Source organism: Bacteroides sp. AF39-11AC (assembly GCF_003474285.1).
Lineage (GTDB): Bacteria > Bacteroidota > Bacteroidia > Bacteroidales > Bacteroidaceae > Bacteroides.
This window is the reverse complement of sequence record NZ_QROH01000017.1, coordinates 20,334-34,334: the sequence shown is the minus strand read 5'-3', so window position 1 is coordinate 34,334 and position 14,001 is coordinate 20,334. Positions and strand designations below refer to the sequence as shown.

At 42.5% G+C, this 14,001-nt stretch carries 7 protein-coding genes; all 7 read right to left on the bottom strand.

The genetic code is table 11. The features are described from left to right. On the bottom strand, positions 1-1,319 hold a 1,319-nt coding region (locus DW036_RS24995), incomplete at its 3' end, for a hypothetical protein (protein WP_118466675.1). Positions 1,320-1,341: 22 nt separating this feature from the next. Beyond that, positions 1,342-2,268, bottom strand: coding sequence for a family 43 glycosylhydrolase (locus tag DW036_RS24990; protein WP_233560542.1), 927 nt, complete (start codon positions 2,266-2,268; stop codon positions 1,342-1,344). Positions 2,269-2,332: 64 nt separating this feature from the next. Then, on the bottom strand, positions 2,333-3,364 hold the full coding sequence (locus DW036_RS24985; RefSeq protein WP_118466669.1) for a family 43 glycosylhydrolase: 1,032 nt from the start codon (positions 3,362-3,364) through the stop codon (positions 2,333-2,335). A gap of 10 nt (positions 3,365-3,374) precedes the next feature. After that, positions 3,375-5,195, bottom strand: coding sequence for a RagB/SusD family nutrient uptake outer membrane protein (locus DW036_RS24980; protein WP_118466667.1), 1,821 nt, complete (start codon positions 5,193-5,195; stop codon positions 3,375-3,377). 35 nt (positions 5,196-5,230) lie between these two features. Continuing rightward, positions 5,231-8,353, bottom strand: a complete 3,123-nt coding sequence (locus DW036_RS24975) for a TonB-dependent receptor (RefSeq protein WP_118466665.1) — start codon at positions 8,351-8,353, stop codon at positions 5,231-5,233. A 335-nt stretch (positions 8,354-8,688) separates the two neighbouring features. After that, complete coding sequence (locus DW036_RS24970) at positions 8,689-11,424, bottom strand: trehalase family glycosidase (RefSeq protein ID WP_118466663.1); 2,736 nt, start codon at positions 11,422-11,424, stop codon at positions 8,689-8,691. A gap of 14 nt (positions 11,425-11,438) precedes the next feature. Further along, entirely contained in the window at positions 11,439-13,982 is a 2,544-nt protein-coding gene (locus tag DW036_RS24965; protein ID WP_118466662.1) for a glycoside hydrolase family 31 protein, read from the bottom strand. Between the last annotated feature and the right edge of the window lie 19 nt (positions 13,983-14,001).

Here is a 14,001-nt window from a genome sequence, read left to right as displayed (position 1 = left end):
ATAGAGAAATCATCCTTGAACTTACGGGGGAAACTACCGTCAGCATTCTGAAGGCGAAGGAAACTGTCCAGGATAACCTTCAGACGTTTTTCCCATTCGGGATGTTTACGCTTGTGTTGCTTCTCATAATCCAGATAATTAAGAATTGCATACACACCTTCCGATTGGCGGCGGATACTAAGATTAGGTTCCTTAAAATCACGGTTATAATGGACAACCTCATTGAAAAAGCCCGCAGGAGAGAAACCGTTCGTAAGATAAGTATCAAAGATACTGTTAGCACTGTTCACTAGTTCAGGACGGTTCTGCTGGGAACCGTATTCCAATGCATTGAAGGCATTAAGCAACGTACGACCCACAAAGCCGACTTCGGCAACATCAGTACTGGCACAGGTGGCTGTCTTCAGCTCAACGCCCGAATAGTAATGGGTAGGAGTAGTATTCACATAACTCTCCACAAAGAAATTACTCAGCACATCTTTCATACGGTCCACCGTATAAGGGGTATTCACGGGTTGGGGACGGTTCGTGTCATAGCAATACTCCCAGGTACGTTGTACGCACTCGGAGAAGTCGGCAGCATCAATCTCGGACAGTTCCCAGGTCAGGGTAATGCTATCACCCTTGCGAAGCAGCTGGAAAGCCTCAACGGAAGGAGCAAGAGTCAGTTTACGGATATAAGTCTTGGGAGCCTCCTTATAAGGGAAACCATAGGAAAGGACAGTCATGCCACCTATGTTCTCGAAGCCGGTATAGCCGATGGAAGTCTCACCGGAGACAATAACCTCGCCTTCTTTATGAGTAGCCAAAGCCTCCTTGTCAAACTTGTCAATGCGGATGACTGACATGGACTTACCTTTACTTGAATTGAAGGCTGCAGTCAGAGGAGTACTCAGACGGTCTTCGCGTACCAGCCAGCTATCCGAGATATGGAAAGAAGGGGCCTTTTCGGGAGAACGAAGATTCTGGCGGTACCAGAAACCGGGCATGTAGAACTGGCAATCAGAATGCCGGTATCCGGTTTTTATTTGCTCGCCATAATTGAAATAAACAGTATCCAAGGCCGTGATGACAACGTTAATACGCTGCTTGCCATCTTTATCAACTACCTGGCGGGTAATAACCAATGGTAACTGCTCGGAAGACTGGCAGGTATACACACCGTCCTGCTGCTTTTGGAGAGTCAGTGAATAGTGCTGGGCGTCATTACCCGGAACTTTTAAAGAAATGGAAACATTCTCAGGAGTATAATTTGCCGCTCCTATATTTACAATGCCCACAGAAAGCATTATCCCTAAAAACAATCTTTTTAACCTCATATTCAATCTTCATTTTACTATTTTACATTTCAGGTCTTTCGGCTTCTATCGATGGAGAATTGCCGGCCACTGATGGCCATCCGTCTTTCCAATTAACCTTATCCATCATCAACACACGACCTCCGGGATTTTTAGTACTCACCGCATGATAGAACATCCAGTCATTACCTGCTTTATCCGTTACAATCTCTGAATTATGCCCGGTACCAACAAAAGCATCATTCTTATGAATCAGTACTTCATGGTGGTTATCCAGCATCTTCTTACCACTTTTATCAACATAAGGTCCAAAAAGCTTCTTCGAACGACCTACAACTGTAGTATAAGTGCTCTTCAATCCTTCACAACAAGTACCTATGGATGCAAAGAAATAATAATAGCCATCTTTTTTATGAATATATGTTCCTTCATAGGCTGTCCCCGCTACCTGACGGAGTTTAGCGCCTTTCTTTATAGAAAGTCCGTCATCCGACAGTTCAATACCATAAATTCCACGGAAACTACCCCAGAAGAGATATTTCTTTCCTCCATCCTCCATATAGAAAGGATCTATGGAATTCTGCACATTGATTTCATTGCTACGGAACATTTTCCCATGATCCTTAAAAGGGCCTTCGGGCTTATCGGCAGTAGCACATCCGATGCCACAAGTCCACTCGCCTCCCCAAACGGACATGGAATAATAAAGTACATATTTATCACCTATTTTATTGATATCAGGAGCCCATAATCCTCCTTTGGGTTCAAAGTCCGGACGAGTGCTTTTAGTAAAAGCAGTACCCACATATTCCCACTCCACCAAGTCTTTCGAACGATGAATAGGCAAGTTTCGGATATCTTCGGTGGCATACAAGTAATAGTAGCCATCCTCCCCTTTGATAATAGAAGGATCAGGCAAACTATAGTTTATAACCGGATTCTGATAGCTCTTGACGGGCTTTTTCGCCATAAGCAGACAGCTTATGGCGAGAAAGGCTCCTATTAACAATATTTTCTGCATATATTCACTATTACTATTTACAAACCGGTGCTTCTGCTTCGGTAGATGGACTATTACCAGCAATTACCGGCCAATCATTTTCCCAAACAATCCGGTCGATCATCAGATAACGTCCTTTGCTTGGAGTGTGTCTGTCATAACTGTGATACAACATCCACTCATTACCTTCGCTATCCGTCACAATCTCCGAATTATGGCCAGGACCTACAAAGCGATCATTAGCTCTGATAAGAACTTCATATTTATTATCAAGCATTGATTCTCCATTCTTATTCACGTACGGACCTAAGAAAGAAGTAGAACGTCCGACAACAGTAGTATACGTACTCAACATAGAGTTACAGCACGAACCTACAGATGCAAACATATAGTAATAATCACCGCGCTTATGGATGTAAGGTGCTTCAAAAGCAGTACCCGCAACCTGTACTCTTTCTTTCTTAGCAGTTGCAATATCAGGATATACTCTCGTTCCGTCAGCATTCAGTTTTACTGCATACAGGCCGTTGAAACTACCCCAAACCAACCATTTCTGTCCATTATCCTCAAAGAAGCAAGGGTCAATAGAGTTTCTTACATCAATTTCACTTGAAGTGAACAGCTTTCCTTTTCCATCAACAGAGATATCCAAAGTAAAAGGACCTTCGGGAGAATCTGCAGAAGCAATACCAATACCGGCAGTTGCAGGTTTACCCATGGCAGACATAGCATAATACAGGATAAATTTATCACCAACCTTTTCGATATCCGGCGCCCAGACAGCTGCACCTGATTCTGTAACGAATGTAGGTTTCTTTGCGAACATCGGGCCTCCATCTGTCCAATGAATCAAGTCTTGTGACTTACGAATCACAGATGTATTGGTAGCATATACATAAAATGAATGATCATTTTCTTTCCAGATGGTAGGGTCACCTACACTGTAATCCGTCAGCGGATTAGAATAAGGATTCTTATAATTTGTATTTCCTTTATTATCATCGTCCGAGCAGGATGCCAAGGCTCCTGTCAGAGCCAAGGCAAACAAAATATACTTACTTCTCATTGTATTCTACTTATTTATATCTTTGTTCAAGTTCTTCTACCGGAATATTATCTTCATAACCATCATAACCATAATTCTGGTTAATGCGACCTTGTGTATTGGATTCTATAGCATTACGCGGAATTGGCCACAACACATGGTACGGTTTCATAATGAAAGCATTCGTTGAATAATAATATTCTTCTGCAAAGAAGTTGTTCTTCTCCATAACACGGTCATAATACCAGTTCTTCTCTGAAAAATTATTGAGAGAATATCCATCTACACCCTTTTCAGCTTTCAGGAAAGCGATACGGGTCAGTTCTGTCTTACGATGATCTTCCAGGAACAACTCTCTGGCTCTTTCATCCAGGATATCTTCCAATGTAACTGATGAAAATTCCGGAGCATTTACACGACGACGGATTGTATTCACATCAGCAGTAGCCAGATCGTTCTTTCCTAACCACCAATATGCTTCAGCTCTGTTCAGATAAGTTTCAGCAAGACGGAAGATGTACTGGTCGGTGAAACCACCTACAGGCACTTTACCTCCGGCATTCGGATCATCTTTGTCAACCAAAACCTTTACAATCGGAAAGGAGAAGTAGCAGCGCATGGTATCTGAACAATAAGCAGGATTTACCGGTTGACCAAAATAAGTAGCACTGCCACCCTTTGAAGCCGGCAAATTGTAAGTGATACGTGATTTATCAAACCAGTTATTAGAATTATGACGCATATCATCACCACAATTGCTCCACAATGAATACTGAGCATAGTTAGTAGGACGTATCTTAGCAAGACCTCTACCCAATTCTTCCAATTGTTCATATCCATCGTAGATTCCGGAAGCATCGGTTGTTCCATTTTTACCGTCCGGTGTTTTCACCTTACTTCCTGCATGCCATTGCGGCACGAAGTTACGTTTGCGTTTTGAACCACTCGGAGAGGAACATCCATCCAAACCATAGATTTCCTGACCGATCATGATACCTTCTTTGTTTTCAACAAGGCTGATATTCTCTTCCTGGAACAAGTCATTGTATACATCTTTAGTCTTATCATCCATATTGATACCGAAACGCTCAGTCATCAGACGTAATCCGTAATTGTTAATGCATCGGGTAGTTGCATCTACTGCCTGTTGGAAATCACCGGTAGCCAGACAAATCTTAGCCAGCAAGTGCTCACCTGCAGCTCTGCTCACAGCACCACGAATCACTTCCTGAGGTAACCATTGTACGGCATATTCCATATCTTTCTTGATATTTGCCAGAATAGTCTTACGGGAAACTGTATTAAAGTCCAGTTTTGCTCCGGTAATTTCTTCATTGATCCAAGGTATATCACCAAATTGATTTACTAACAAATAGTACCAATAAGCACGGTGGAAATATCCTTCTGCCAAACAAGCATTCCGGTCTTCTTCCGATGCCATATCCGAAGCTTCAGGAGCACGGGTAATTACTGTATTGGCATATTTAATGCCATTCCATCCGAAAACCCAGTAACGCAAATGCAGGTACATATTAGTCGTAGGAGTCAACTGAGTCACCATGTTATGGATCTCCTTCGTCTCAGGACCACCCATTACAGCCAAGTCAGACCAGGCATATTCATATACAGAATAGGTTTCACAGTTTCCAGAGTTGAATGCATCTCCGAACCATTCAAAATTCATCTGCTTACGGCAAAGACGAAGCATGGTTTCCAAACCCGCTTTGTCCACAAAAGTGTTCTCCGGTGTCAGGAACGACATCGCTTTGGGTTCAAGATCAACACAGGCTGAGAGACTGGCTGCTACCAGGCAAGTGGCCAAGCCTTTTAGTATATATTTCTTTGTTTTCATTTGAATATCTTTATTTAATTATTCGTTCTATCAGATTACAAGGTAATGTTCACACCAAATGTCCAGATACGTGGAGTAATGGCTTTAGTCAGAGGATCAGATGTTCTCCATTTAGAGATAACGAATGCATTGTCCACATTGATACTGAATCTCAGGTTATCAATCATGAATTTGTTGATCAACTTCTTCGGGAATGAATAAGACAATGCCATATTCTGCATTCTTACATAGTTTCTCTTCTCGTAAATATTCACACCCGGGCTATCAATGTTTGCACCCAGACGGGCATATTTACTATTCGGATTCCACGGTGTCCAGTACTCAGTCCAAACAGAGTTTGAAGTATTGTAGTAACGGTTTGTTTCGTTTCTCGGCAAGTTGTCGATATCCATCCAACCAAACTCTCCACGCAGCACAAAAGAGAAGTCGATACATTTGAACAGAGTCAGGTTACTGCTCAGAGTCATACGATGTTTCGGAGTTTTTGTACCCAACCAAAGCTTATCATCTGTATTGATCTTACCGTCATTATTAACGTCCAGCAATTTCGGGTCACCCGGTTGCTTACCATATTTTGCAGCTTCCAGTTCTTCACCCAGTTGCCATACGCCAATCCACTTATAATCGTAGATTTCATCGATAGCATGTCCGATATACCAGCCATTCTGAACGTCATCATCCTCACGTTGACCGATCACATTACCATCTGCATCCAATACATCAATCATATCACCATACAGGTGCTTGATTTCGTTCTTATTAGTAGAATAAGTAAATGTAGTACCCCAACGTACATTAGGAGTATTAATATTTATACTTGACAGAGTCAACTCAGCACCCTTGTTACCAATCTCTCCCAAGTTAGAAGCGATTGAACCATATCCTGAGATCTCAGGCATAGCACGGTCCATCAACAAGTCGTTTGTTTTGTTCTTATAAAGTTCTACCGAACCGGACAGTCTGTTGTTGAACAATCCGAAGTCAACACCAAAGTTGAGACCGGTAGTAGTTTCCCATTTCAGGTCTCTATTGGCCAGACCAGAAGGATATACACCTTTATAATTTACACTATTCTGGATAACGTTGGTAATTGTCAATCTTGAGAAGGCTGCATAACGACCGATGTCACGGTTACCAGTCTGTCCCCAAGAGAGACGCAGTTTCAGGTTATCAATCCATTTTACATCTTTCAGGAACTTTTCTTCTGAAATACGCCATCCGGCAGCAACTGTAGAGAATACACCATAAGGATTGTTCTGTCCAAATGCAGAGAAACCATCACGACGTACAGAACCGGTCAACAAATAACGATCCATCAATGAATAGTTCAAACGCCACAACAAACCATTACCTGTTTGCATTTCATCATTTGAGTTGACAGTAGGAGTGATACCTGACTGAATAGCGTGATAGCTCAGAGTTCCATTAGGTTGGAAACCTTCATTGTTTCCTGTACTCTTCCAGTTCTGGTATTTTTCGGCAGTATATACGAAAGTGAAGTCAAAGTTATGAATTTTAGCAAAAGTACGATTCCATTTCAGCATATTGTCAATACTCCACTCGTAGTCAGAGTAGTCTTCACGTTTTGCTTTACCACCAGCTACTACACCCGGTTTGATATCAGAGTCAAAATAGTAGTCTTTTCTCCAACCATAACGCACGTTGAAAGTAGTCTGCCATGTAAATCCAAACGGGAGAGTCAACTTACCATAAACACTTGAGTTGAAATTCTGAGTTCTGTAATACTTATCGTCTACAGAACGGTTCAGCAATGGGTTAGCAATACGGTTATCATCCCAAGGTCTAACTTTGATACTTCCATCAGCCTCATAAACATCACCGAAAGGGCTGGCTGCTTTAGCCGCACCGGTATCTGCTGAAATGTTATCCGTACCTTTATGAACGAACTGTGCATTCAAACCGATATTCAACCATTTTGTAATTTCAGTATCCAAGTTCACACGTGATCTTGAAGCACGGAACTGGTCACCGACAACAATACCATCATTGTTAGTATAGCCCAATGCTACATAATAGTTGGTTCTTGCTGTCTTACCGGAAACAGATGCACTGTAATCTTGTCTCAAGCCATTCTGGTAAACAAGATCCATCCAGTCAACGAATTTGCCGGCCTTGTAGTTAGTAACTTCAATAGGATTGAATTCCAGACGTTGCATCCAGGTTTCAATGTAGTCACCGGAGAAAGAATTATCATAACCAGCCCATTGTTCACGAGAAACGCCATCAGGCAAGTTATCAGGATTATCATAATATCCCAAACCTTTTTGTTGTTCACCCGGTTTAAAGTAGTCAATTGTTTTGTAGTAGTCAGAACGTCTCTGCATGTACTGTTCTGCAGTAGGCATTTGAGGCATAAAGGTTGCTTGTGCCACACCGATCTTTGTGCTTACATTAATAATCGGTTTTTCAGTAGAACCCTTTTTAGTGTTAATAAGAATAACACCCGCCGAACCTTTTGAACCATAAACAGCAGTAGAACTGGCGTCCTTCAGGATATCCATACTTTCGATATCATTCGGATTAATATCATCAATACTTCCGTAAAATATAACACCATCCAAAACGATCAAAGGAGAAGTACTGGCTTTCAAGGACTGCTTACCACGGATCAGGAGTCCGGAAGCACCACCAGCTGCATTAGTAGAAGGAGTGATGTGTACACCGGGAACAGTACCAACCAAAAAATCGAGAGCATTCGTTGCAGCTCTATTCTTCGTCACTTCTTCGCCAATGTGTGCCACAGCACCTGTTACGTCCTTTCTCTTCATTGTACCATAACCTACTACCACAACTTCATCCAGCAACTTAGAATCTTCAGCCATGGTGACATTCAAAGTTCTTGTGTTGGCATCAATTGTTTTTTCTATGGTTTGATAACCAATAAATGAGAATACCAAAGTAGACTTTTGCGCGGGAACGTTCAATGAATACTTACCGTCCAAATCGGTAATTGTTCCCAAAGCAGCATTACCTTTTACAGTAACATTTACCCCAATAACTGTCTCGCCCGTAGCATCTTTAACAACACCCGTAACGATTCTGCCCGACTGGGCTTGAACGTAAACTGTAGAAATCAGGAAGAGGAGTACCATCCTAACCCTTGCATCAGAAAAGAATCTTAAAATCTTCTGCTTCATAATATTAAATTTTAAAAAAATTGAAAGACTGCCTTGTGCTTCAAAGCACGACAAAAGTAGAGAATCAATTAGATAACAGGTGGTAAAGTTATCTCTAAAAAGAGAAAAAACGTCTCATTTTCGCAGTCAGAAGGCTATAAAACGGTGGTAGGTACAAAATTATCAGTAATGAGACAAATATCTTATTTTGCAAAGTTTCATTTGTAATGAAATGTATCGATCTGTTTTAATCTGATAACACAAAATGCCCATTTCACCGTGTGCGAAATGGGCATCTTATACCTCACAAAGGTTAATATTGAATATGAAAGAAAATAATGCTCTTATGAACAACTCTAATTAAGAGCCCGAATTATAAGTTCACCGGTTTTATTAGTAGCCGGTAATGTGATTTCTAACATTCCGGGATGGCCAGATCTGGATTTAACAGACTTACCATTGAACAATACTTCATACTTATATCCTGCATCCATGCAGACAATCATACAACGCTCATGGGCCTTTGTCGAATCGTCAAAAGAGATATCAGCCTTATATCCGGAATTATTGTCATTGAATTCGCTCTTCGTAATCCATACCTCAAAGCCGGTAGAAACTTTACCCGGCTTATAATAGGCAGCAAACCAATTCAAAATAGGTGATGAAAGTCCGGAAAACTGGTGCCACCCCGCTCCTCTTCCCGAAGAGATAATGAAATGCTCGAACGTAAAATAGCTTGCTGCACATTCCTTTTCCCAATTATCCAGGGCTGTATGCGCCACCCGATAGGCTTCTTCTCCCTTACCTAAATCTAAAAGGGTTTTCCACATTACCCACTGATGGGGAAACCATACGGCACCATTCCAATATCCATCTACTTTATAATAAGGTGCAGACTGGTCTACCGTTGAAATGCCTACTTTTGTCCATAACTCATCGGGAGAAAACAGATGTCCCACCAACCGATCTACCTGAACCGGAGAACAGATACCTGCTGTCAGAGGAGTCACTCCATCCAGCCCCTTGTTGAAGTTCGACTGGTCTTTATACCGTAAGATTTCCTTCGCGTTCTCCAAGGAGTCATGGAGTACATATCCAAAATATCCACTTTCTTCGTCCCAAGAGTAGGTTTGTAAAGCATTCGACAGTCGTTCGATTACCTGTTCATATTCTTTCATATCCTTTTTCAATCCCAACTCTTTTGCCGCCAGGCGCAGTATTTTCGCAGCCCGCAGGTAATAAGCCGAAGTAACTACAGGAGTCACCAGTTTATTACCCCCACGTGCATGCTGAGGCGGATAATCGTCCCATCCACCGGAATTATAGAAATAATCCCAGGTGCGAAGCAGACCGGAACCTTTCATCCGGGTAGTAGAGTAAGGATCGTTTCCAACCATAAAGTTAAAGAACTGTTTCAGTCGGGGATATAAGAATTCCAAGGTCTCACGTGACAGGCTATTGTTCCACAAATCAGCGTAAGCATACATCTGGATAGGCAATGGAGTGCCATGATGAATAAAAGCCGATTCACTCCCTACCGGAGTTGTATAGGCCTTGATGCATTCGAAAGCCTTAGCCGGATCCACATCAATCAGTCCCAGTGCAATGAATCCGGAATCCCAAGTATAAAGACTATTCCAGTTCTTGCCCGGTGTAAAATGCCTGATATACTCTTTCTGCGTATAAACCGGATATACGATATTCGATAAAAGCGATGCTTGCAGTAAACGACTTCCCAGAAGATACTTCTCTCCGCCCGGTAACACTTTATCCTTAGACTTTGCATCTTCCGTAGATTTAACCTGCGCAATCAGTTTATCCGGAGTTGAATGGAAACTCTGCAATTCTTGTTGCACCTGTTCCTTATCTCCTGTGCATACCAACATGTAAATGGTCTGTTCAGAATCTGGTTCCAGCACGACAGGACGCAAAAAAGCATTCGTATAGTGCCACTTCCTATCTCCAACCAGCCTTGACGAGACATGATCGTGCACCTTTCTCCGGAAGAAAGATTCCAATTCACCGTTCAATATTTCCCGAACTTCCGAATGCTGATGGTTCCAAGCCACCCCATAATAGTTTTCACAATCTTTGTACTTCAGGATGAAGTCTTTCTTGTTTTTACCTACTTCCATTGCAGGAGTAAAAGGTATCGGAGTACGGACTACATTTACATTGCTGATATCATCCGCACTGCCTATAAAGAATCCATCCAGACCGATTTCAACGGTACTACCCGAAATAAGTTCCAGTTTGTATTCTCCTGCCTTCTTATTCTGATAAGGAACTGATACGAAAGAGAATTCTCCCGTACCTTTCAGAGTAACAGGTTGTTCTATCAGCCCTTTCAGCTGTAGTACAACGTTCTCTCCCTTCTTTACCTTAAATCGGATACCTATGGCTCCGTTTTCCTGATCCGGAAGGATCTTCACCTGATAACTCAGGCGGTCACCTTCGCTCCTACCGAAGCCTCTCCCCAGAATCGAACCATCAAGAGACAAAGCGCTACGTTCTTCATTCCGCTGCCACCCATCATATACCAGTCTGTATTGAGGCGATTTCCGAACAGGTTCATTCTCCGTATAATCAATGGCATTATACCATTGCAGCCGCGATGCTCCTGTAGCAGTTACCTGCGGATACGTCTCAGGATAGTCTATATAAGCCATCTGGTTCAGAACCAGATTCTGAGGCATCCCTGTATTGTTGACACAATGTATTCCGACCAGTGTGCGGTTATCATCCAACACGTAATAAGTGACATCCGTATAAACCTTGTCCTTCCACTCCAGTTCATATCGGTAAGTGATGCGATTCACTTCCGGATTTATCTCCCATGGATAGTAAGACGATTCAAACAGGACATGCGGCACCAACTGGCGATTCCGGTAATATCCGGGCATCACGGAGAAATCAAAACGTATTCCTTTACTCATATCAGGTATGTGCGAGATGCCTGCATAGCGTTTGGAATAAGGTCCCCATGCATGTAAAGACGCTATATCATGGCTGTCCACCTGGGAGGGCAAAGAAGCCCCCATACAGTGAAAAGCCATGAAAACGGCCAAAAATGTCATCAAATATCGTTTCATCTATCTATTATTTATCACTTGCTCCAACAAACAGATTGCAAAAACCATGTTGCAAGATCACTCTTCATTCCCTGTCGTTCCAACACTGCAGGCAGTTTATTATAACTTTTCCAGAAATCAGCGATCAAAGCGGGCATTTCGGAGGGAGCATAGGTCACTGCTTCACTCAAACTTCCCATTTTACCAAACTCTTCTTTAAAGACAATGTACGAATTACGATATTTCAGTTGTTCCATACCCTTCGCTATTCTTCGGGATGCTCCAAGAAGTCCGTTCATATCGACCTTTTCAGACGGATAAACGATTTTAACCACCTTTTCCTGATCGCAAGCCTGAGCAGGAATATCGATCAAAAGGGCAAAATCTTCACCTGAGTACTGGTATTTAGCCAGATGCCCATTCACCGTAACAGACTGGGGGATGAGAGAAGAAAGCACCTTCACCTTAAACGGGCGGACAAGAGGCATATCCTTATAAGCACCCTCACGTTTACCTATCACAAGCGTTTGTTCATTACCATTGCGGACAGAACTCAACTTAGTCACAGCATATTCGGATGCATAATTCTTATCATTACCATTATCTTCGTACAACTTGAACTCAGCAGTATCGCCTCCACCGGGGAAAACCGTTACTGCCACCTCTTCGTCATTACCATTCAGATTCATCACATTATCCAGATACATGGGCAATATGGCACCTGCCTTTATATAAATCGGATATTCATCAACAGCAAAAGAGCGTTCCACAATCTGATTCCCTTTCAGCAGAGCACCTGTATGCCATTCATACCATTCTCCCTCCGGCAACCATACACGCACCTGTGCATAGCCATTCTCAACCGGAGCAGTGACCGGCATAACCAGCACATCATCTCCGAACATGTATTCATTCCGGAACTCATAAGCTTCCTTATTCTCCGGATAATCATAATACATGGGGCGGCAAAGTGAAATTCCGTCATCATACCCCTTGCGGGCCATCGTATAAATATAAGGAGCCATCACATAGCGTTGGCGAATCGTTTCACGAATGATGTCACAATATTCCTTGTTGAATACCCAAGGTTCTTTATTCAATTTAGCCCCTTTCTGAGAGTGCGTACGCATAATCGGACTTAATGCTCCGAATTGTAACCAACGGGTGTACATTTCGGGATCTATCTGACTACCGATATGTCCTCCTAAGTCATGGCTCCAATAGCCATACAACACATTAGAGGCAGTAGAATTGAAATAAGGCTGAAAGTCCAATGATTTCCAAGAGATCACTGCATCACCGGAAAAGCCTACCTGATAACGATGGTTTCCTAATCCTCCCCAACGGTGATATAACATGGGGCGAGTCTCCCGGCGCTTTTCCATATCACTAAAGAATGCGTAATTGATCCACCATGTATTACTCAGGTTCTTCATCTTCGGGTCAAACATTCCCTGCTGCCAGTCCAGCCACCAGAAGTCTACTCCATCTTTCTCCATCGGGCCCAGTATATTCTTAAACATATTCCGGATGAACTTTTTATCGGAATTAACCCAAGGGATCGTCTTCTTCGTCTCAGTATCTACACCCATGTCTTTCGCCATCTCCGTATAGTTTTCTTCGTAAGCAGCCACTCCGTCTGCCGGATGCAGATTGAGAGTAATTTTCAGGTCATTTTGTTTCAGATATTTCAGGAAACCTTGGGGATTCGGAAATAAATCCCTGTTCCAAGTCCAACCGGTCCAGCCTCCTTTACCCTTCTCAGTATAATGCCAGTCCATATCTACTACCAACACATCCAAAGGAATCTGATAAGTATTAAAATTATCAATTAGGTTACGGAACTCTTTATCAGAATACAACCAATAGCGCGACCACCAATAGCCAAACGCATAACGGGGAGGCAACGGCATCTTACCAGCAAAGAGAGTGTAGTCTTTCAGAGCTTGCTTGTAATCATGCCCGTAAGCCATGAAATACCAGTCCTGTCCTCCATTGGAGGGACGTTCTTTCGCCCACTCCCAATCCGGATCGTTATCGAACAGAAGTCCTTGTGAATCATCAATAAAAGACCAACCGTCAGTAGCCAACAAACCGTCTTCCAATTTCAGTTGTTCCCCTTTCTTGGTATCAGCCACCCAAGTTTGAGTTTGCGTTTCACCATCCATTCCGTCCAGAGTGCGGTAAGTACCTTTCAGATTTCCTTTTTGCTGCACTCCGGGCTTCCAAGTGAATGGAAATGTCCCTTTCACCGCTTCAATCATCAGATTATCTCCGGTAAACTGACCACTGTCTTTTTTATAACGCATCCTCATTTTAGAGGTCGTTATTTCAATCCACGCCCCTTTTGACTTTAGCTTGTAGTCTACATCCGGATAAAGGCGGTTCACCGCAACAAAAGATTTGTTATCTACAAATTTGCCATCCGGAGCATACTCCAAACGGAGTGTTCCATCTGAGATAACCGTAAAGCGCACATTATTGTCAGCATATGCTATGTTTTGATGCATATCCTGAGCTCCCAACGAAAATAAGATACTCTGCAACATACAAAAGGCAAGTATTAACTTTTTCATCATAGTAATATTGATATTAATA